Origin of the sequence: Paraglaciecola aquimarina, assembly GCF_032464635.1 — a bacterium.
Lineage (GTDB): Bacteria > Pseudomonadota > Gammaproteobacteria > Enterobacterales > Alteromonadaceae > Paraglaciecola > Paraglaciecola aquimarina.
This window is the reverse complement of the sequence record NZ_JAWDIO010000002.1, coordinates 3,587,176-3,609,017: the sequence shown is the minus strand read 5'-3', so window position 1 is coordinate 3,609,017 and position 21,842 is coordinate 3,587,176. Positions and strand designations below refer to the sequence as shown.

Sequence of the window (21,842 nt, the reverse complement as noted above, 5' to 3'; positions counted from 1 at the left end):
TGGGAGCATATTAATTACCGCCGTGGTTTAACGGTAATAAATTGCCACATGTATCCATTGAAGGGCGTTTGCAGGCGTGACTTTGCCTACACGTAATTTATGCGTTTTGAATAAGTTGTTTTAGTTCATGATTCTCTTTGAGTAAATTCTCAAACCTACTAGCATTTAGAGGTCTACTATAAAGGTAGCCTTGCAACATCTCGCATTTGAATTTACGTAATATTACTAACTGATTTTCTTCTTCTACTCCCTCGGCGACAACTTTTAATCCTAAATTGTGAGCGATGGTAATTATTGATTGAGTCATGTATCTATCATCTGACGCTTTTGCGATATCGTCGATAAATGCTTTGTCTATTTTAAGGGTATTGATAGGGAAGCGTTTTAAGTAAGCTAAAGATGAATAGCCTGTACCAAAGTCATCTAATGCGAGGTGAATCCCTTTTTCTCGCAAACGCTGCATCATTGAAAGTGCGTTTTCAGGATGTTGCATTAATGTGCCTTCAGTAATTTCACACTCTAAGTGAAGGGGAGAAAGGCCTACCTGTTTTAATATATTCATTATTTTGTCGTCAAGATCAGGTATTTCAAATTGCCTAGCGGATATATTTACTGCTACACGGCCGGTAAACAATCCGGAGTCAACCCACCGCTTAGTTTGCTCACAGGCTTTACGTAAAACGACTTCGCCAATCTCTATAATTTGGCCGGTTTCTTCAGCCAAAGGTATAAATTGTGCTGGACTTACAATTCCTTTTTCTGGGTGCTCATAACGAACAAGTGCTTCCATACTGACCAGTTTTCCGCTGGCGATGTCCACCTTGGGTTGGTAAAACACAGAGAACAGATCTTCCTTTAAACCATGTCTAATTAAGTTTTCAATTTGCAATTGCCTAACCGCGTTTTGATTCATTTCGCCACTGAAAAATTGGTACTTATTACCACCGGCATTTTTTGCAAAATACATGGCGGTATCTGCATTTTTAAGCAGTTCATGAGACGTGCCGCCATCTTCAGGGGAAAACACTATGCCTAAACTTGCTCCCAGTACAAACTCCTGTTTATTAATCATAAAAGGGCGCGCCATGCAGTCTAGTATGCTTTGAGCAAAGTGCGTGATGGTATGAATATCTGTGGTTTTGTCTACCAGAACACTGAATTCATCTCCACCCAACCGATATACGGTAGAGTCAGTTCCGGCTAGTTTTTGTAATCTCCTGGCGATTTGTTTGATTAAAATATCACCGGTTTGATGGCCAAGTGAATCGTTAATCCTCTTAAAGTTATCCATGTCTAAACAAATTAAGGCGTGCGGCGTGTTGCGTCTTACAATATTTGAGTGATTAGCCAAAAAGAATGATCGATTGGGTAATTCTGTCAGTGGGTCTGTATTAGAGAGTTTTAGTAACTCTTTTTCAGTACCTTTACGAGCAGTAATATCTGAAAATACACCAACATAATGACTGATTTTTCCGTCTTCATCAGTGATGGCGTCAATGTTAAGTTCCATTTCATATTTTTCACCATCTGTACGACGGGATTCTACTTCACCAAACCAATTCCCTTTTTGAACTAGTGACTTTTTGACTTCTTCGGTAAACGCTCCAGGATATTGATGAAAGCTAAGGTAATTGGCCAGCGCTTGTTCTCTGGTTTCACCTGTATATTTACAATACGAGTTATTGACCGAAATAAACTTAAAGTTTGTATCGGTGATAAACACACCATCAGAGATGGTTTCAATTGAGCGTTTAAATAATTTTAGTTGCTCCTCTGCAACCTTTAAATGACTAATGTTCTTTAAGGTTCCTGTCATTCGTTGCGCTTGCGCATTGGTATCTCTGGCTACGACTTTACCTCTGTCTAACACCCACAGCCACTCACCTCTGTAAGTTTTAACGCGGTAGCTCATCTCATAATGTTCCGATTTATCTTTGAGGTGAGTATTTAGAGATTCTTTAACTCGCTGTATATCATTCGGGTGTATATTGGCTTCGTATGAGCTATTGACACGAATGTCATCTTGAGGAAAGTCTAGTGTGCCCCAAGGTATTGGAGCGAAAAATTTGGCTTTGACTAATATCCCAATCCCACAGTTCATCACCGCTGCTCCATAGCGTCAGTTTTAAACGTTCTTCATTCTCTAAAATAGACTGACGAATGGCGTGTCTATTGCGAATTTGTTTTAGGGAATAAATCAGTATTAATACAATAATCGCTCCGAAAAATATCAGAGAGTTGGTTTGCAGCCAAATAGGGGGGCAATATTAATGTTTAATACTTTATCATTAGACCATGGTGTTAAAGGCGCCTTGCTTTGTACTATAAACTGGTATGTTCCAAAATCAAGATTGGAGAAGTGAGCGTATCTAGGAGACTCGGATACGGTCTCTATCCATTTGTCCGACAAGCCTTTTAATTTGTAACGATACTTTATTGCTTTTGGATTAACGGGATTTACTTGCGCAAATTTAAAACTCAACATGTTGGATTCGTATGGCAGATTTATTTCGTCCAAACTATTAATGATCGCGTTAATAGGGCTGTTGGCGCTACGTACATCAACAGGCAGGTTAAACACACGCAGTTGAGTAATAGTAGGGACTTTACTCTTGCCGGTAATGCCTTGTATATTGATTTGAGAGGTGACTGATAATTGTTCCGGTTCAAACATGGCAAAACCATTTGTTCCACCAAATAGTAATTGTTGACTATGTGTCAATAATCCGACGCTTTCATTTAATTCATTGAAACCTAGCATTTCAGGGGCAATATTCTGTAATACTTGATTGCTATCTAATGAAACCTCATCTATTCCGCTGTTTGAATAAGAGACCCATAAACTCCTACCTTGAATAATGACATTCATTACTTGGTTACTACTAAGTCCGTTGCCGGTGTTTATCTCTTCTAACAATTCATAATTAGTTTTATCGATTTTTATTAAGCCATAGCCAAAAGAGGATAACCAAAATGCTGTTTCGGTCTCGATGACTTTACTAAAGTATCGCGTATTGTCGTCATTGAAATCTAATACTAGCCGGCTCACTTTTTGTGAGTCGACATGGTAGTGTAAAATTCCTACATTAGTGTCTAACCAAAGGTTATTAGTGCTATCTAAAAATATAGGTCTAACCCATTTAATGCTTTGATTAGCTAAAGGCTCTGAGTGGGTAGAAAAACTAGTCGCATCTATCCAGGCAATAGTGTTGTTATTCGATTGCAGCCAAATTTTTCCAGCATAATAGTTAACTTGTAAAATATTTTGTCCAGTTAATAGGGTTTTCACTAACGTGAGATTAGCTTCTCGTGTTTGTTCATAGACAAACACCCCTCCAGAACTGGCTATCCAAAGTCGATTATTGTCGTCTATGGTGATGGACCAAATATGATGATTAAAGTCTTTTAGGTAGTTTTTGAAAGTGATACTTTTAGGGTCAAATAGACTGAGCCCTGCTGTTTGTGTCGCTATCCAGATATTGCCTTTGGGGTCCTCTTTTATACCCCAAATTAGATTTCCGGATAATGAATTAGGATTCTGCGGCGAACTTTCAAAAAGCTTTATTTGATTTTCTTGTAGAGAATGTTTGTAGACTCCACCAGAATAGGTCCCAAGCCAAATAGTCTTGTTCGAATCAATGAATAGCTTATAAAAGTGGCTGCTGTTTAGCCCAAAGTTAATGCTGTTTTCATCGTTGTATGTAAACTGTAGGGTTTCATCTGCGTTTAATATGCTAATGCCAGTGGTAGTACCTAGCCATATTTTACCTTCGCCATCTTGAATAATACTGCGTACTTCTTTTCCCGCAATAGAGGGCGAGCTGGTGTTGTTTAGTATATTCAATTGCGCTGTATTTGAATCCACTATATACACACCATTTTCGGTACCCATCCAGTATTTGCTATCTATCTTTTTGATATCGAAGAGGTAATTCGCGTCAAGATCAATATTCCAAGGGTTATTTTTTTCAGGTCGTACAAAATGTTGGTGCTATGGTCTAGCAAGTAGACGCCATGGCCTAAACTACCAATCCAAGTTTTATCGTCTTCGCTAAGAATGAATTTAATTTCTCTGGGCAGATTTTCTCCGCCAACAATAAAGGGCAAAAAACGCTTAGAGTATTGTTCATAGAGATAAAGGTTTTCGTCGGTAGCAACGAGAAGTTGCCCATTTCTATTGATCGACAAGGTGTAAATTTCATTACTTTTTAAATCACTATTATTTTTGTCAAAGACAGTGAAATCATCACTCAAAGTATTGTATTTTGCCAACCCGTTTACTGTGGCGACCCAAAGTTGACCTTCTGAATCGAGCTGAAGTTTCTTGATAAAACCTGCGGGGATAGAATTTGGTAGCGTATAGGAAGGGGGATAGTTTTTAAATTCGTAGCCATCAAATCGACTTAACCCTTCAAAGGTGGAAAACCAGATGAAGCCATTTTTGTCTTCGACAATATCGGTAACTGTGTTTTGGATAAGGTTGTCAGACTTATTGTAATTAACAAATACATTGCTAGCTGCATTGATATTTGGCACAACGCCAATACCTAATAGGACAATGATGACAGATAAATATTGATGGTATAGTTTACGAATATGCACTTTTCACCTAACGCTAGTTATTGTACTTTGTTATTGTTTTAGCTGCGTATCCGTATCGCAATGTTCTCAAGTTGCTTAATTTGTTAGCCCAGTATAAGCAAATGCCACATATTACATATTACATATGAAGTGATTTCAATTGTTTCTTTCGGCAAATAAAGCCATTGGCTACCTATTGGTAACTATAATTCCCTTTTATAAGAATGTGAACCCTTAAATAATGTTGGGTCATCAATTGCTATCGACATGTCCGATGACACTTCGTCCAATTCGCCACTGTGCACAATTATTTCGCCGAACCCTTGTTTGTCTAACAACTGTTGTAGAAAGGCTTTTAGTTCAGACAGACCTAATTCACCAATGGTCTTGGCCATACGGTTTGTCTGATTGAAATTGTAGTCTTGATTACCTATTCCCATCCAGAATCGTTGGCTCTTCATATTTAAATTAACGTCTTTTTCTGAAAATTGTCTAATGACCGCTTTTTTGACAGAGTCCCATTTTCTAGAATAGCTATCTATCGAATGATATAACGTTTGCAAGTAGTCATGTACAGCATTGATTAATCCTGATGCAGAAGAGTGGGGGGATTGGATGTAAAAAGCTATTCCAGGGTACTGGTTGTAAGGAATATAGCCACATCCAACTAAGTATCCTAGTTGTCGTTCTGTTCGCATATCATTGAAAAATGGGGCCGCTACTAATTGCTCCAATAGAATGGTTAACGCGACATTTTTGACGCTTGCGTCAGGCGCTTGAAAATACATCACAATTGCTGGATCTGGATGATGGCAGGTGACTTGATGGGTAACAACGGTTTTGTTCCGAATATCGGCGACCCCTCTATTTACCTTACTGCAAACTGGGTGAGACTGCCTAAACTCTCGGATAGTGTGGCTTACTTCCTGTGCTTGGTCTTCTGTCCAGTTTCCATACATTAGCCCTTCAAGATGAAACTCTCCAAGCAGCTTTTGCTTTGTTTGGTAAACGTCGTTTGGTGTGAGGTGTTGCATAGTATCTGCCATATCAAGGGGTAAATAGCTATGTTGTTGCATCAGCACCGCTAAGCGGGAAAATAATAAATTGATAGGCTTATTAAGTAGTGCATTAGATAAACCCAGTATTTGTCGTTTCTTTATTTCTGCGAAACTTTGGGTAAAGTCTTCATGCAGAATAATTTGTGTTAATAGTTTTGTGCAGAAGGTCAGTTGATTGTCACTGAAGCCATTGGTTTGCAATGAAAACCCGCCTTGATGTGGATAAAAATGAAAGTTCATCCCTGCCAATTCTGCTTGGTAATAGCGCTTGTTGAGTTTTTCGTTTAGCAGGGCAATCCATAAACGTTTACTGCTTGCAATCTCAATTCCTTGGTTGATAGCCTGACAATCAAAGGTCAGGAAACAGTCACCTTTAGGTAATTTAAATGTATTGTCTTGGCCATACCATAAATGTAACCCTTGTTCGTTGACAATAGGTTTGGGAACAGCAAAGTTGTTGTCAATGGGTTTGAGTGTAGGGGAGTTAACCAAAAATTGATTGGGTTGAGGCAGCACAAACTGGTTAGCTAGGGTTTTATCTAGATATTGTGAGGTTTCTTCTTGGTGTAGTTTCTCAACAGCAAATCTCGTTTCATACCACTTAGCAATTTTATTGGTCTTTACCTCTGGATGAATAAACTTGACTCGCATGTTTTCAGGGGTGAAATAAGTTAATAACTGGAGCGATAATTCAGGTTTTATTTCATCTAAAATATAGTCTCCAGCAAGTAAGTAGGCCTCACTGTATTCAAACATTGCCTCACTTAACTGAAGCGCTTCGTCTATCGGCTTAGCGACTTCTGAAAAGTCCCACATCTGTCTGTTTAAGGTGCTTATTTCTTCAAACCGCCAAGGTTCTAGTCCTTTTTCTCTAATCACATGTATAAAGTTGAATAAGGCACTAATGATATTCGTGGTATGGCTGACACCTGTATCAGTAAGCTGAATGTTGATGTTAAAATCTTTAAAATTACTCCCTTCAATACCGCCGCCAGCGCTTAAGTTAGAAGCCCATCCTTTATTTTTTAAATAATCCAGTAAACTATCTGCCCCTTCGTCCCCTAATAAGTGACTTAGGATACTTAGTGGTTTACTTCTAAAATGAATGCGAGGGTTGGGTAACGCAAACGTTAAGATCAGGCGTTTCGCATGTTGCAAAGGTTTGATGCTTATTTTTGTTGCCAAGTTTTCTGCTAAATAAAGGGGCGGCAACTTATGATGGGGAAGGTTATGGCTGTTTTGCCATTGGCAAAACAATTGAGTAATGAGATGCGCTCTGTCTGCAATTGGTGAAGAGCTAATCCAGCACATGCAGCAATTTTGTGGTTGATAAAAAGCGCTATGTAACCGTGCTAATTTTGATTTTAACTGCTTAATACTAAACGCCGAAAAGGTTTGTTTATTTCCAACAGAAAATTTGCTAAATGGATGTAGAGGGTTGCACGTTTCCTTATGTACTTGGTAAAGGCGCCTAATTTCATCTTTTTGCTTTAACTTAAATTCAGCATCGATTGCATTTGTTTCTTTGTCGATTAACACTTCGTTGAAAAGGGGGTCTACCAACATGTGATATAGATGCGCTGTTGCTTGGCTTTCAATTTCTTGGGGGCAGTCTAAGAAAAAACTTGTGTATTCGGTGCCCGTTTGTGCATTGATATGACCGCCATGGGCAGATAGGAAATCTAACAACTCGTTTGCTTTGGGGTATCTCTTGTTGCCCAAAAAAAGCATATGTTCTAAGAGGTGACTTTGGCCATGGCAGTCGTTGTCGTCGTTAAAATGCCCTGAATTTATCGTAATAGAACACGCGCTTTTTGTGCAGTTAGCATCTTCTACTAAAAATATCCGCATCCCATTGTCTAAATGTAGATATTTATACTGACGCTTATCATAGATGCTTTTTAACAAAGTAAACTTTCCGCTATAAGGTAGATATCTCAAGCATAAACTAATTTAGACTTGATTGAGGTTTTAACTTATTATCTTGCTATATTATTGTTACCAATACAAATTTCAGCAAATATATGAAATTAATTATCATGCGTCATGGGGAAGCAAATACATTTGGCCAGCCGGATAGTCAGAGGTGTTTAACTGCAAATGGTATTCAACAAGCTCATTTAGCTGGTAACTGGCTCAGTCAGTACTTAGGTGCCGACAACTCGATAGATTTAGCAATAGTGAGTTCTTTTCAAAGAGCGAAACAAACTTACCAAGAAGTAAGCCATTCGATCAAGTCAAAACGAGAAGAATCTTCAGATGATGTGATCCCTAATGGCGATCCCAAAATGGTTCACGACTATCTCGATTCAGTTATTGCCAACGATAGCGCATTAGAATATTTATTAGTGGTCACTCATATGCCTTTTATTTGTTTTTTATTAGAGGGCATTACAGTTGATAGATGCTCTATGCTATTTGACACCTCTAGCATCGCCATCGTGGATTACAATGTTAAAACACATAAAGGTAAAATTGAAAAAGTTTACCATCCCCAATAATTTTTCATAAAAATGCGTTATTTTCTTTAGAAAAAATATCTGCTGGTCGATAATACGGGTATGGCGACTAAAAGTTTACCCGCATATTTACAGCAGGTGCTAAGGCATCATGTTGATGAATCACAACTGACTCACGATGATGAGCTTCAGCAGATCATCGATCGCCTAAGTCAATTGAATGGTAAGGTTGAATCCTTAAAAAATAAAATCAAACAAAATAGACTGAAAAACACAGATAGTTAATGTTTATCTTGGCACCAAAGTAAAGTCAAAAGGTAAAAAGAGTCCGAGGCTCCTTAGGTAAACGTTACTCAGTCGAATCCGTATCAGAATGGCGATAGTATTCTGGCATTACTCTGATGGTCTTAACCATATTATCTTTCATTTCAATCACTTCAATTGGATACCCAGCTAAACGCAAGCTGATGTTGGCATCTGGAATATCTTCCAAGTATTCAAGAATTAATCCATTCAGGGTTTTAGGGCCTTCTGTAGGGAAATGCCAGTCTAGCTCTTTATTGAGCTCTCTTATGTTGGCACTGCCATCTATGATAAAACTACCATCTTGTTGTAAGTTAGCCTCTTTACTGTGATCGGGTAAAAAGCTGGTAGTAAAATCGCCAATAATCTCTTCTAAAATATCTTCTAGCGTGACCAAACCTTGAATATCGCCGTATTCATCTACCACTAAGCCGATGCGCTCTTTCATAGCCTGAAACTTATACATTAGGGTATGCAGTGGGGTGGATTCTGGCGTGAAGTATATTTCTTTTACCGCTCGCAAAAGGCTAGCCTTAGTGAACTGATCTTTTGAAAGTAAGCGTAGTGCGTCTCGTACATGCACAAAACCTACTGCATCATCTATGCTATCGCGATACAACAAGACTCGTGTATGTTGAGAGTTAACTAGTTGTTTTTGGATTTGTTTCCATTCGTCATTGATATCGATGGCTACGATATCACTGCGGGGACCATAATATCTTCAGCCGTTACTTTCTCGAGATCTAGAATTCCTACGAGCATGTCTTGGTGTTTTTGCGGAATAAGCGCACCCGCTTCGTGTACCACAGTTCTTAATTCTTCGCGGCTTAAGTTTTTACCTTCGTCATTGACTGGATTAATGCGAAAAATAGCCAATAAACCATTGCATATGCCATTTACCAAAAATACAAAAGGATAAAGAATGATCATCAAAGGCAATAAAATAAATGAACTTGGGAAAGATATTTTTTCCGGATAAAGCGCCGCTAAGGTTTTGGGAGTCACTTCGGCAAATATCAAAATGACTAACGTGAGCCCGATATTAGCGACTAATAGTCCCCATACATCACCAAATAAACGTTGACACAATATAGTTGCGATAGAAGCGGCCGCTATATTAATAAGGTTATTACCGATTAAAATAAGGCCAATAAGACGGTCCGGTCTTTTCAATAATTTTTGAACTCGGATGGCGCCTTTATGGCCTTCATTTTCAAGGTGTTTTAGTCGATATCGATTGATCGACATCATGCCAGTTTCTGAGCTAGAAAAATAAGCGGAACATAAAATGAGAACACCAAGAATAATGAAGAGACTACTAGTGGCTATGGTATCCAATTACGGAGATCCTTTAGTAAAAATGAGAGCGAACTTTAAGGGCTATTTGCTTGCTATTCAAGTAGCTTGCTCAATTAAGTAGAACTTCTCTAACAAACCGGCTGCCAAAGTATGCAAGTGTGAGCAAAAAGCCACCAATAATCGTAAATGTAATCACTGATTTTCCTCGCCAACCAAACTTTGCATGACCAAATAAAATGACACTATAGATGGCCCAAGACAATATAGACAGAATTGTCTTATGGGCTTGTTCTTTAGCAAACATATTGTCTAGAAACATAAATCCACTGATTAAAGATAAGGTTAGTAACACCGTACCGACTAATAACAATTTAAACAGGATACGCTCAACATCCATCAAAGGAGGTAAAGACGAATGTAGCAAAGAGGCGTTTTTTTCTTTCAACCTGAAGTTGATATAAGACAGCTGCAATGCATATAAAAAGGCAATACCTAAACAGGCATAGGCAAATAAGGCTAAGCTAACGTGGAGCAATAACGTAGGTTGAACACTAACCTGCATAACGTGAGCGTCTGGCATTAAACGACTGAAAATAACGATAGCTCCGGTAAAGCCGTACACAACTGGTAGTAAAATTGTATTTGGTACTTTAATCGAAGCAACGAGCATCGTAATACTGATTAACCAACCTATTAGAGACGCTACATTAAGCATACTCATGTTTTGTCCAAGCTCTACAAACACCGTGCTTTTTAAAATAAGGCTATGTAATACAAGGGCACAAATGACGGTTAACATTGCAAGCCGTTTATTGGGGCCTCGCTCACTAAACATACCAGTGACAATAATTCCAGAGGTTAAAAAATATAATCCAAAACACAGCACTTCTAACAACATTTGACTATCTCTTTAAGGCATCTGAATGGAGATTTAGAAAACGACATGAGTGTTTGCGCATCCTTATTTAATTTGTTTTGCTTGTTTCAAGTCTAAAAATATCATTATTTATCGTGACATAACATAGGGATAATCGGTTTTACCTTATATGGCGCAAAAATGTGCCTTTATAAAGGCTAATCGGCATTCTTATCTGTGCGCTTATTCGATATAATCAAGGTAATTTATAAATCTAGGTAATGAGCAGATGTTCGAGAATCTTACAGAACGATTAAGTAAAACCCTCAAAGATATTAGTGGGCGAGGAAGACTAACAGAAGACAATATTAAAGATACGTTGCGTGAAGTCAGAATGGCCTTGCTTGAAGCCGACGTAGCGTTAGCCGTAGTGAAAGATTTCATTGCCCAGGTAAAAGCGAGAGCTGTCGGAACAGAAGTCAGTAAAAGTCTAAACCCAGGACAGGTCTTTATTAAGATTGTTCAGTCTGAACTTGAATCCGTCATGGGTAGTGTCAATGAGTCATTGAATCTAGCCACTCAACCGCCAGCGGTAGTTTTAATGGCCGGTTTGCAAGGGGCGGGTAAAACGACCAGTGTTGGTAAACTAGCGGCACTATTAAAACAAGAGAAAAGAAAAAAGTACTAGTGGTGAGCGCCGACGTGTACCGTCCAGCAGCAATCAAACAGCTTGAAACATTGGCCGCTGATGTCGGTGTTGAATTTTATCCTTCAACAATAGAGCAAAAGCCGATTGATATTGTTGAAGGCGCGATAGCGTTTGCCCGTAAGCACTTTTTTGACGCATTGTTAGTCGATACTGCAGGTCGTTTGCATGTTGACGATAAGATGATGGAAGAAATTCAAGCCCTGCATAAAGCGATTAATCCGATTGAAACCTTATTTGTGGTTGATGCCATGACAGGGCAGGATGCAGCGAATACCGCCAAAGCATTTAATGACGCGCTACCTTTGACTGGTGTCATCCTCACAAAAGCTGATGGTGATGCGCGTGGTGGTGCGGCTTTATCAGTTCGACATATCACAGGTAAGCCCATTAAATTCTTAGGTATGGGTGAAAAACTAGACGCGCTAGAAGCGTTTCATCCTGAGCGAGTCGCCTCGCGTATTTTAGGTATGGGTGATGTACTTAGTTTAATTGAAGAGGTTGAACGTAAGGTCGATAAAGACAAAGCGCAAAAGCTGGCCAAGAAAGTTCAAAAAGGTAAAGGGTTCGATTTACAAGATTTTAAAGAGCAACTTGAACAAATGCGTAACATGGGTGGCATGATGTCGCTGATGGATAAAATGCCTTGGTATGGGCAATATGTCTGCCCAAGTCAAAGACAAAGCAAATGACAAGTCCTTTAATCAAATGGAAGCGATCATCAATTCTATGACGGCCATAGAACGCAGCAAGCCTGAAGTAATTAAAGGGAGTCGTAAGCGCCGAATTGCCGCCGGTTCAGGAACGCAAATTCAAGATGTAAACAGGCTACTCAAGCAATTTACGCAAATGCAAAAGATGATGAAGAAAATGTCGGGTGGCGGGGTCAAAAAAATGATGCGTAATATGAAAGGTATGATGCCACCGGGTGGTCCCGGCGGAATGGGTGGAATGTTTCCCCCTCGCTAAACCTTAACCTCTGAGCATCAATTAATGATGTAGCTAAAATTGATGCTCAATTTCCAAAACTTGGCTGGTTAAATTTTATCTATGAATATTGCAAATAAACCTACTAACTCCTTTATTAATTTCTTATTCATTTTGATATTAGTAATAGGCAGTGTCGTTAGTGGGTTTATTTTTTATAGTGGTAATCAAATCGTCGAGAACGTCGATAGACTTGTCACCAAGAAACTTCCTACCTATGATTTACTCCGAGAAATTTCAAACAGCGTGACCGAGCAAGAACGTTTTTTGTATGAATTTTATGTCACAGAAAATAAGCAAGAGTTCTTACAACATTATTTGCCCACCCAACTAAAAACTGAGCAAGCATTAGTTTCATTGTTTGGTCAATTTGGGTCTATTCCTCCGTTACAAGTGACCCGTGAACAATTAGTGACATTTGAACATGTCAGTGAACAATTAGTGAATAATGTTCATGCTACCGATACAAATTGGAAATTGGCGCGAGAGCAACTGAAAACAATTAGTCAAGTACGCGAGACTATTATGCCTCAGCTAAATCACTTAATAGATTTAACAAAAAACGGCGTGCAATTATCGGAACACAGTATCGCCAGTGGCTTGGAAAACGTGAGTCTGTTTGTCACCTTTTATGGGCTCGTTACTTTATTAATAGCATATAGCGTAGTCAGGGCATGGAAAGCCTACTTGGTCAGCGCTGCGAGTAATGAACGATTGTCGTTGTTCCCAAAACGTAACCCAAACCCGGTCATTAGTTTAGATAAGAATAATAACTTAACATTTAGCAATCCAGCTAGCAGACGATTGTTAGAGCAATTGGGTAAGCCTAATGATACGGCTTTGCGATTGTTGGCTAGTAATTTACCTTACTATCAACAGTTATTAATGGCGGATGAGAACCAAGATTCGCTACTCTTTGAATATGAAATTGATGGCTTGTTTTTTCAATGTGAATTGCATTGGCTCGCTGATCAACAGCAATGGGATATTCATTTAACGGATATTACTGCACGTAAAGAAGTGGAACGAGAATTAGAGTTTAGAGCCAGTCATGACCCAGAAACAGGTCTCAAAAAGCGTTATGAACTGGAGAAATCGGTCGACGAGATGAGACGCGAAAATATACCTTTTTCTTTAGGGGTATTGGAAATACGCTCCTATAGTCAATTGGTGTCAAGTAGTGGTCTCACCGCAGCTTCTACTGTGGTAAAAGAAGTAGGAATGTCGATACAGCATATTATTGCTGTACTTGGTAACGATAGGTTTGAGGCGTACAGAATTGGAGAGAAAAATTTTGTGCTCACCAGCACCTATTATCTGTCAACACCCCAGATCCAAGAATTGATTGAGTACATTGAACAGAAATTGTTGGCCACTATATTCCATTGCAAATACCGTGTAAAACTAGATTTTGGTTTTGCCTGCAGTCCAGAGCATGGGGCAAACTTCACTGAATTGTTATTAAACGCTAAGGCAGCGTTAGACAAATCCGCTAGAAACGAGAATAAACGCTTTGCGATTTTTACCCCTGAATTAGGTGCAAAATTACGACATGAACAAAAACTAACAGAAGACTTAAAAACAGCCATTGAACAGAAAAAGTTCGAGCTGCACTTTCAACCTCAACTGTGTTTGTTGTCAAACAAGATTGTGGGAGCCGAAGTGCTAGTTCGATGGCAACGCTATGGTGAATGGATTTCACCTGCTGATTTTATTCCACTTGCCGAGAACGCCGGTTTAATCACTCCGTTGGGAGATTGGATATTAACCAAAGCTTGTCACAGAACACGTCAAATAGTTGACCTTGGCTATCAGGACTTAGTGATGGCTGTGAATATTTCACCTATCCAGTTTGGCCGACCAGAATTTTTGCATAAGGTCACTCAGGCACTAAAAGATGCGGATTTACCTGCCAAACATTTAGAGTTAGAAATCACAGAAGGGGTGATTATTTACAATGAGCAAGAAACCATTGATACCATTGAGCAACTCAAAAAGCTTGGGGTTAGATTATCAATTGATGATTTTGGTACGGGTTATTCATCATTAAGTTACTTAAAGAAATTTAAAATTGACAAGCTAAAAATAGACCAATCATTCGTACGCCATATTCAGACCGAAAGCGCCGATCAATCGATTGTCAGAACAATAATTGAATTAGGCCGCAATCTTAATTTGAAACTGATTGCTGAAGGAGTAGAGGAGCTTTCTCAACTGTCTCTATTGAAGTCAATGGGTTGTGATGAAATTCAAGGCTATTATTTTAGTCGGCCGTTGCCTGAGCCTGACTTTATTCAATTCTTAGCTAATTACCAAAAAGAAACCTTATGAGCGAAGTGTTAACGACTCAACAAGCCCTGCGCTATAACCGTCAAATATCTCTAGCGGGATTTGATTTAGATAAACAAGAAAAATTGCTTAATAGTCGAGTGTTATTGTTTGGGGTCGGTGGGCTTGGATGTGCAGCCGCACAATATTTGGTCGCTGCCGGAGTAGGGAACTTGATCTTGGTGGATGATGATTTAGTTGATTATTCCAATTTGCAAAGGCAAGTCTTACATGGGGAGCACGATGTCGGGCGGGCAAAATGCGATTCCGCTGAGCAGTCTTTGAAGGCACTGAATTCTGAGTGTAATATTCAGACTATCAAACAACGCCTTGAGCAAAATGAGTTACCGAGCATTTTAGCAACGACCGATGTGATAGTGGATTGTACTGACAACTTGGCCACTAGAGATCAACTTAATAGAGCATCAGTGACACACAATATCCCACTGATCTCTGGTGCGGCTATTCGTATGGAAGGACAAGTCGCCAGTTTTGTACCCAGTGCTGAAAATGCTTGTTATCACTGTTTGAGCGTGCTGTTTGCTGAACAGCAACTTAGCTGTGTTGAGGCCGGGATCATGTCACCTGTGGTAGGAATTATTGGCTCAATGCAAGCCCTAGAAACCATTAAAGTCTTGGCTGATTTTGCTCAGCCATTAGTTAATACGCTAATGATGTTTGACGGTAATACTAGCCAGTGGCAACGTTTTAAAATTCCTAAAAATAAAAAATGTAGTGTCTGTAGCTGTCGTTAATTGAGCTTGAAATATGCTTGTTTTTTATGTAAAAAAATAGTTTTTATAACAGAATATTCCTATATTTATTAACGATTTATTAAAATGAGAATCTTTAGTATGTTAGGCTAATTGTATCTTAATTCATCTATATTTTTAGGACGCTTATAATTTGGCTACTTTAGGTATAAAAGACATTGCTGCCTTAGCTAAGGTTTCTCCTGCTACTGTTTCTCGCGTGTTTAGTTCTCCTGATTTGGTGTCAGAAAAAACCTTACATAAAGTTAAGAAAGTGGTTGATGAACTCGGCTATCGACCTAATCGAATGGGCGCCAATTTACGTACCCGCAAGAGTGGTAATATCGTAGCCATTATTCCCGATATCACCAAACCTGTTAATGCCGGTATTATTCGTGCGATTGAGAAAGGCGCGCAAAATGCGGGTTACTCAATTCTTTTGGGTGATACCCAAGGCGTTGAGAAGATGGAGCGACATTATGCCGATATGGTCACTCATGGCCAAGCTGACGGGATATTACTATTTGGCTCTAGACTTCCTTTCAAGGTTAACTGCGATCAGCCTTTGCGCCAACAATTACCTCCTTTAGTAAACGGTAATGAAGGCATTGATTCAGATGAAATTGTGAAAGTGGCGGTCGACAATGTTGCAGCCGCCAAAGCTGCAGTCAATTACTTGGTGTCAATGGGTCATAGGCGGATCGCCGCGATAACCGGCCCTAAGAATATTCCGAGTTCTAATAAACGAGTTCGGGGCTATTATGAAGCGCTAGAAGATGCTGGTATTGAGCGTGATGATAGGCTTTTAGTTGTAGGCCGTTATGACGTTAAGTCTGGTGTGGATTGTGCTGAAAAATTACTGCAAATAAATGAAAGGCCGACTGCCGTTTTTTGCTTTAACGATGATATGGCCATAGGTGCCATGCAGCATTTCCAACAACAAGGGCTTAAGATCCCCGATGATATTTCGGTCATGGGGTTTGATGATATCAATTACGCTGAATATGTTTCACCTTCGTTGTCGACGGTGCACCAGCCTCTGCAAGAAATTGGCGAAGCCTGTATTAACCTCCTACTAAAACAGCTAAGAGGTGAAGAGGTGCCAGCAGGCTCTCGATATTTACCTTATACCCTAATGATTAGAAATAGTACGGGTGTGGTACCAAAGCAAAAGTAGGCCGTTACTTCTTTATCTGTACAAATTTTGAATTGAGGTTATTTCTTAAGTAATTCTTGTTTAAAAAAAACACCTTGTTGAGTGGGCGTGAACTGCCAATCACTGATCATAGTGGGCGACCAATCCGGATCAAATACCCACGCGACCCAAGAAATTCCTCGTTGTTGCATAAATTCAATAATTTGTGGACCGTATGAACCGTCATTAATGACAGGTATATGGGCGCCTTTTCCATCCGCCTTAACCCACCCAATTTCGGTCGCTATGATAGGGTATTTTTTAGCAGCAAAGCCCCATACTTCGTCCCATAAATCGAAATAGTTCTGCTTACTGTTGATTGTAGGTTTCGCTTTTTGCGGATAAGGATGTGAGGTGTAAGCAATACCTGGGCGATCGATTGGGTTATCGGCAATCGGGCGTAAATCATAGGCCCAATTAAAGCCAGCCACTAAAGGAATAACATTTGGATCGTGACGATAGATAATATCGATCAGTTCTTCATTGAGCTTTTTCCACTCAGCCCAATTCGCTTTGCCCACTTTTCCTGCCAAATCAGTGGGCTCGTTAAATAGTTCATAAACTGCGATGGTCGGCACATTTTGATAGCGATAGGAAATATCTTGCCAAAATGCTTTCGTCTCATGAATGGTGGTGTCGTACATTTTATGTTGATAAATCTCCTTTGGCAGGTAACCGATGGAGTGCCAGTCAATGATCAGATACATGTTGTATTGATTGGCCCATGTCACAGCGTCATCAAGGTGTTGTATGTACTTCTGTCTACCTAATTTTCGCCAGTACATTGGGTGGATAGGCAACCTAATAATATTGGCTCCCCAAGCGTTTAGCTCTGCAAATAATGCTTTTGACCATTTATTTTGTTCAAGTAATTTTCCGGGATCTGCAATGTTGAGTCCTTTAAAAATAATGTTCTGACCTAGCTCGTTCACTAACTTATTACCCTTTACTGAAATGAATTGCTGCTTATTACTCAGACGGGATAAGCTAAATTGCGTTGAGTCAGGGTTTTTCTCATTGGTGTTGGGATAAGCGCTGTTAACGTTGGCGATAGCTGATGTGTGAAACATCAGTACGAATAAAACGAATGTGAATAAATAGCGTCTTTTTATATGCATAGTATTAAACCATAGTTGCGATGACGGTGTGTTGACCATTGAAGCTCGAGGAGCTAATGACGTTGCCTTCTACAGGTTGACCGTCAATACTCAAGGTGATTTTTCCACTGCTTAAACCATGTGGGTTATGTATTTCAATACTGTATTGAGCGCCACGAAATTCCCGTTGAACTCTGATTAGTTTCCACGAAGGTAACACACAAGGCGCAATACTTAATCCTTGATATACGGGGCGGATACCAAGAATGTATTGAGTAGCAGCATAATAACTCCAAGCTGCGGTGCCTGTTAACCAAGAGTTTTTGCCTTCTCCAGGGTTAGCCGCATCTTTGCCCGCTATCATTTGACAGTAAACGTATGGTTCTGTTTTAAGCAGTGTTTGTCGGTTTTGCAGATAGGTTGGGGTGATCTTACGGTAATATTCGAAGGCCTTTTCACCGTGACCTAGCATGGTTTCAGCTATGATTATCCAAGGGTTATTGTGGCAAAAAATCCCTGCGTTCTCTTTATAGCCTGGTGGATAAGAAGATATTTCTCCCAAGTATTTATCGTATTGGCTATAGGCAGGCTGATTGAGCATGATGCCAAAATCAGTGGCTAAATGTTTGTCAACTGAGCGTAAAGCTTGTTCTACTTTTCCATCATTTAAACCGATACCAGCCATCGCGCAAAATCCTTGAGATTCGATGAAAATTTTACCTTCAGAATTTTTGTGACTACCTATTTTTTTACCCCGTGAGTCATAGGCTCTTAAGTACCATTCTCCGTCCCATGCATGTTGTTCTATAGTTTTGCGCATTTTTTCAATATGTTTCATCGACCTATTCGCCAGTTCAATTTTGCCTACTTGCTGGCATAAATCGACAAACTCTTGACCATACAATACGAACTGTCCCGCAATCATTACCGACTCAGCTACATCAGACGCACCCACTTGCGTGGTTTGAAATGATTCATTTGGATCATCAGAAAAGCAGTTTAAATTTAAGCAGTCATTCCAATCTGCTCGACCAATCAACGGCAAACCGTGTGGGCCTAAGTTATTGATCACATGCATGAAAGCGCGAAGTAAATGATCAAAGTGATCATGTGTGGCTTGTTCTTGGCCATCATATATGACCATTTCTTGCAGAATACTAAAGTCGCCAGTCTCTTTTATATAATTGGTGGTAGACAGTACCAACCACATTGGGTCATCATTAAAGTTTCCGCCAATGTTAGCATTGCCTTTCTTAGTTAGTGGTTGATATTGATGATAGGCAGAGCCGTCAAATTTTTGGGTAGAAGATAAATCTAATATACGTGCTCTAACCTTTTCAGGCACCATATGGACAAAACCGATAGTATCTTGATTACTATCTCGAAAACCTATACCTCGACCAATACCAGACTCATAAAATGAGGCACTTCGAGACAAGTTAAACGTCACCATGTTTTGATATTGATTCCAAATATTAATGGCCCGATTGAATTTGTCATCGGGTGTTTCAACACTAAATTTGCACAACAAGGTACGCCAATAACGGTTGAGTTTACCTAGTTCATCCATTACTTTTTCATGGCTATCAAAACGAGTCAACATGTCCTTGGCTGGCTGTTTGTTGATAACATTTTTGCTATGCCATTTATGGTCGACAGAAACTTCGATGTAGCCTAAGACAAACTCGAGGCTTTGACTCTCGCCTGGAGCTAGCTCTAATTTTAAATGGTGTGAGGCGATAGGGGACCAACCTCTGGCAAAAGAATTGTTAGCCTGACCTTTTTCCACCACCTCGGGTCGGTCAAATCCGCGGTAAGGTCCTAGAAAGCTCTCACGATTGGTATCGTAGCCATCTAATTGACGGTTAACGCTATAAAATCCGTAGTGGTTTCGTCGTTCGCGATATTCTGTTTTATGGTAGAGCGTGCTTCCTTCAATTTCGACTTCTGCGGTGGACAAGTTTCTCTGAAAGTTTGCTCCATCATCCTCTGCATTCCATAGGCACCACTCGATAAACGAAAAAACATCGATGGACTTGGTGGATTGGGTATGATTGGTGACAACTAGGGAATGTATCTCAGCTTTAGTGTCTAGCGGAATGAAACTCGTAACTTGTGTTGCGATACCGTTTTTGCTGGCGTTGAAACGGCTGTAACCCATACCATGACGACAACTATATTGATCTAACTGAGTAGTGGCTGGACGGCCAGTTGCCGACCAGAAATCGTTTTCATCACGAATGTAAAAATATCGACCGCCACTGTCCAAAGGTACACTATTATATCGGTAGCGAGTTAAGCGACGAAACTTCGGATCTCGGTCAAAACAGTATCCGCCAGCGGTATTAGAGATGATGCCGTAAAACTCATTGGATCCTAAATAATTGATCCATGGCGTTGGCGTGTAAGGAGTGGTAATGACATATTCGTAATTTTGATCGTCAAAATATCCGTATGTTTGATCTGTATCATCGTCGCTGCTTTGCATAATAATGACTCTCTTTGCCGCTCTTATTGTTAAGTGAAAGTATCTTTGTGTTTTAGTTACGCTCTGTGCTTGTTGTCGATGGCTATGTGCTCCAGTACTGAGCGCTAAGTCAATAGGGCATTACGGATTCGTAAGCGCGGTGTGATGCCAAAACCGCTGTTATAAAACTTAACGCTGCTTTGCTTTTCTCCGAGCTCTACGGGTGATTAAGTCAGTTGTTATTTGCGCTTGCATCTTGTCAGTTATGGGGTAATAAAACATGAGTACAGCCGCTGCTAAGCCAAACGCGGCTGGAATAAAACTCATTAGGAGGATCATGCCAGGCAGCGCACCTTGAACGGTTGATGGGTCCATGCCGCTATAGCCATAATGCGCCAATACCACTAACATTAGCGCGCCCGCAAAACCGTTTCCTGTTTTTTGTACGAAGGTCCCCGCCGAATAAATCAGTCCTGTGGCTCGTCTTCCATTTAACCACTCGTTGTAATCTGCGGCATCACCTAACATGGCAAAAAGCAAGGTTGGCATCATGGCGGCAAAAAATTCAGCTGAACAACCCAAAACAAAAATAGAGGTAATATTGTTGCCCTTTAACCAAAAAAAGCTGCAAGTTAACAAACTGCTCGCTAACAAAGCTAAAACAAAGAGGTTTTTCCTGCCTATTTTTTGCGCTAAATAGCTAGTGCATAGTGCCCCTAAAATAGACACCAGTAATAAACTGATGAAGTACTGTCCAGCGAGTAATTCATCAGCCACGACGTATTTAAAATAGTAAGCCACCACACTATATTTTAAGCCGCTGAACATCATCGTTAAAAAGCCCAAACCGAGTAAAATTAACCAAGGTTTGTTGGTGATAAGATCAAATATATCTTGTTGAACGCCAGATTTTTGAACAATGTCCTTATGTTTGTTTTTCTTGTACAACCGTTTCACTAAAAAGGTCATAACCACCATGACCAGCGCAAAAATAATGCCCGATAGCCAATTGCGATAGTAAAAAAACACGACATGCTGCTAAGAGGTATGATGAGAAAGGGTAACTGCTTGCTGAGGTCAATGAGTTCATCGTGTAGGCTCTTGTGCTGTTTTACTATCGGAGTGATACGTTCCTTAGTACTAGTAACCGCAATGACCATTAACGCTAACAATAATCCTGCAAATATGTACATACTATATTGGTAACCTAGTGCGGTATCACCTTGACCAAGAAAGACAACAAGTTGTGGTAGAAATCCCATTACAAAAAGTCCACCTAAAAAAGCGCCGGCAAACCTAAAGCCAGACAAACTGGTTCGTTCATTGTTATCAGTTGTCATCACGCCCATCAAAGCTGAGTAGGGAACATTATTGGCTGTATAAGCTAAGGTTAAGCCAATATAAGTGATGTAGGCATAGATTAACTTACCATTTTCACCTAAGTCTGGGGTGGTAAAACAAAGCACCATAAATAGGCATAAAAAAGGAGTTGAGCAAAAAATCCAAGGGCGGAATTTCCCCAGGACGTTTGTGTACGATCCGTTATCATGCCCATTATGATGTCAGTTATGCCGTCAGATAACCTAACCACCAGAAAGAGTAAAGCAACAGCCGAAGTGCTCAGGCCAAAAGTATCGGTATAGAAAACCGCCAAGTAAGCTAAGGCGCCTCGCCAAACAAGGTTAGCCGCGGCATCACCCATGGCATAACCCACTTTTTCGGATAGTGGTAATGTGCTCATTTCATATTTCTAC

General features: G+C 39.9%; 13 protein-coding genes and 3 pseudogenes. 8 read left to right on the top strand and 8 right to left on the bottom strand.

All coding sequences use genetic code 11. The features are described from left to right. Positions 1-97: 97 nt before the first annotated feature. The 3 genes and pseudogenes from RS130_RS23905 to RS130_RS17845 form a co-directional block, all read right to left on the bottom strand. Positions 98-3,892 (bottom strand): annotated as a pseudogene (locus RS130_RS23905) (EAL domain-containing protein). A 14-nt stretch (positions 3,893-3,906) separates the two neighbouring features. Further along, positions 3,907-4,602, bottom strand: a complete 696-nt coding sequence (locus RS130_RS17850) for a ligand-binding sensor domain-containing protein (RefSeq protein WP_316027047.1) — start codon at positions 4,600-4,602, stop codon at positions 3,907-3,909. A gap of 182 nt (positions 4,603-4,784) precedes the next feature. Continuing rightward, positions 4,785-7,547, bottom strand: a complete 2,763-nt coding sequence (locus RS130_RS17845) for an insulinase family protein (RefSeq protein ID WP_316027046.1) — start codon at positions 7,545-7,547, stop codon at positions 4,785-4,787. A gap of 116 nt (positions 7,548-7,663) precedes the next feature. Between RS130_RS17845 and sixA the strand changes: the two genes are divergently transcribed. Continuing rightward, complete coding sequence (sixA, locus tag RS130_RS17840; protein ID WP_316027045.1) at positions 7,664-8,140, top strand: phosphohistidine phosphatase SixA; 477 nt, start codon at positions 7,664-7,666, stop codon at positions 8,138-8,140. Positions 8,141-8,200: 60 nt separating this feature from the next. Further along, on the top strand, positions 8,201-8,383 hold the full coding sequence (locus RS130_RS17835) for a hypothetical protein (protein WP_316027044.1): 183 nt from the start codon (positions 8,201-8,203) through the stop codon (positions 8,381-8,383). Positions 8,384-8,447: 64 nt separating this feature from the next. Here RS130_RS17835 and RS130_RS17830 read toward each other — a convergent pair. Beyond that, a pseudogene (locus RS130_RS17830) lies at positions 8,448-9,739 on the bottom strand (HlyC/CorC family transporter). Positions 9,740-9,809: 70 nt separating this feature from the next. Further along, the gene (locus tag RS130_RS17825) at positions 9,810-10,598 is read right to left on the bottom strand and encodes a cytochrome C assembly family protein (RefSeq protein ID WP_316027043.1); all 789 of its coding nucleotides are present in this window, start codon (positions 10,596-10,598) and stop codon (positions 9,810-9,812) included. 247 nt (positions 10,599-10,845) lie between these two features. On the opposite strand from RS130_RS17825, the gene RS130_RS17820 reads away from it, so the two are divergent. The 6 genes from RS130_RS17820 to RS130_RS17795 all read left to right on the top strand — a co-directional run bounded on the left by RS130_RS17820 (position 10,846) and on the right by RS130_RS17795 (position 16,506). Beyond that, on the top strand, positions 10,846-11,244 hold the full coding sequence (locus RS130_RS17820) for a signal recognition particle receptor subunit alpha (protein WP_316027042.1): 399 nt from the start codon (positions 10,846-10,848) through the stop codon (positions 11,242-11,244). Continuing rightward, positions 11,244-11,954: a hypothetical protein gene (locus tag RS130_RS17815; protein WP_316027041.1), complete on the top strand. Its 711-nt coding sequence runs from the start codon at positions 11,244-11,246 to the stop codon at positions 11,952-11,954. The genes RS130_RS17820 and RS130_RS17815 overlap by 1 nt, the downstream gene beginning before the upstream one ends. Continuing rightward, positions 11,923-12,231, top strand: a complete 309-nt coding sequence (locus tag RS130_RS17810) for a hypothetical protein (protein WP_316027040.1) — start codon at positions 11,923-11,925, stop codon at positions 12,229-12,231. Before RS130_RS17815 ends, RS130_RS17810 begins: the two co-directional genes overlap by 32 nt. An 81-nt stretch (positions 12,232-12,312) precedes the next feature. Further along, a complete protein-coding gene (locus RS130_RS17805; RefSeq protein WP_316027039.1) occupies positions 12,313-14,580 on the top strand; it encodes an EAL domain-containing protein in 2,268 nt (755 codons plus the stop codon). Beyond that, positions 14,577-15,332 carry a molybdopterin-synthase adenylyltransferase MoeB gene (moeB, locus tag RS130_RS17800; RefSeq protein ID WP_316027038.1) on the top strand — a complete coding sequence of 252 codons (756 nt, stop codon included), beginning with the start codon at positions 14,577-14,579 and terminating at the stop codon, positions 15,330-15,332. The genes RS130_RS17805 and moeB overlap by 4 nt, the downstream gene beginning before the upstream one ends. A 151-nt stretch (positions 15,333-15,483) precedes the next feature. Next, complete coding sequence (locus RS130_RS17795) at positions 15,484-16,506, top strand: LacI family DNA-binding transcriptional regulator (protein ID WP_316027037.1); 1,023 nt, start codon at positions 15,484-15,486, stop codon at positions 16,504-16,506. Positions 16,507-16,544: 38 nt separating this feature from the next. Here the strand turns inward: RS130_RS17795 and RS130_RS17790 are convergent, their stop codons facing one another. The 3 genes and pseudogenes from RS130_RS17790 to RS130_RS17780 all read right to left on the bottom strand — a co-directional run bounded on the left by RS130_RS17790 (position 16,545) and on the right by RS130_RS17780 (position 21,829). Beyond that, positions 16,545-17,642, bottom strand: a complete 1,098-nt coding sequence (locus RS130_RS17790; protein WP_316027036.1) for a glycoside hydrolase family 5 protein — start codon at positions 17,640-17,642, stop codon at positions 16,545-16,547. Positions 17,643-17,646: 4 nt separating this feature from the next. Next, positions 17,647-20,112 (bottom strand): glycoside hydrolase family 94 protein, encoded by a 2,466-nt coding sequence (locus RS130_RS17785; RefSeq protein WP_428982866.1) that lies wholly within the window; start codon positions 20,110-20,112, stop codon positions 17,647-17,649. Between the two features lie 165 nt (positions 20,113-20,277). Continuing rightward, positions 20,278-21,829: pseudogene (locus RS130_RS17780) on the bottom strand (MFS transporter). Between the last annotated feature and the right edge of the window lie 13 nt (positions 21,830-21,842).

Excerpts from the sequence above, each read along its gene's own strand:
- sixA (WP_316027045.1), top strand. The coding sequence starts at position 7,664 with ATGAAATTAATTATCATGCGTCATGGGGAAGCAAATACATTTGGCCAG.
- RS130_RS17835 (WP_316027044.1), top strand. The coding sequence starts at position 8,201 with ATGGCGACTAAAAGTTTACCCGCATATTTACAGCAGGTGCTAAGGCAT.
- RS130_RS17825 (WP_316027043.1), bottom strand. The coding sequence starts at position 10,598 with ATGTTGTTAGAAGTGCTGTGTTTTGGATTATATTTTTTAACCTCTGGA.
- RS130_RS17820 (WP_316027042.1), top strand. The coding sequence starts at position 10,846 with ATGTTCGAGAATCTTACAGAACGATTAAGTAAAACCCTCAAAGATATT.
- RS130_RS17810 (WP_316027040.1), top strand. The coding sequence starts at position 11,923 with ATGTCTGCCCAAGTCAAAGACAAAGCAAATGACAAGTCCTTTAATCAA.
- RS130_RS17805 (WP_316027039.1), top strand. The coding sequence starts at position 12,313 with ATGAATATTGCAAATAAACCTACTAACTCCTTTATTAATTTCTTATTC.
- moeB (WP_316027038.1), top strand. The coding sequence starts at position 14,577 with ATGAGCGAAGTGTTAACGACTCAACAAGCCCTGCGCTATAACCGTCAA.
- RS130_RS17790 (WP_316027036.1), bottom strand. The coding sequence starts at position 17,642 with ATGCATATAAAAAGACGCTATTTATTCACATTCGTTTTATTCGTACTG.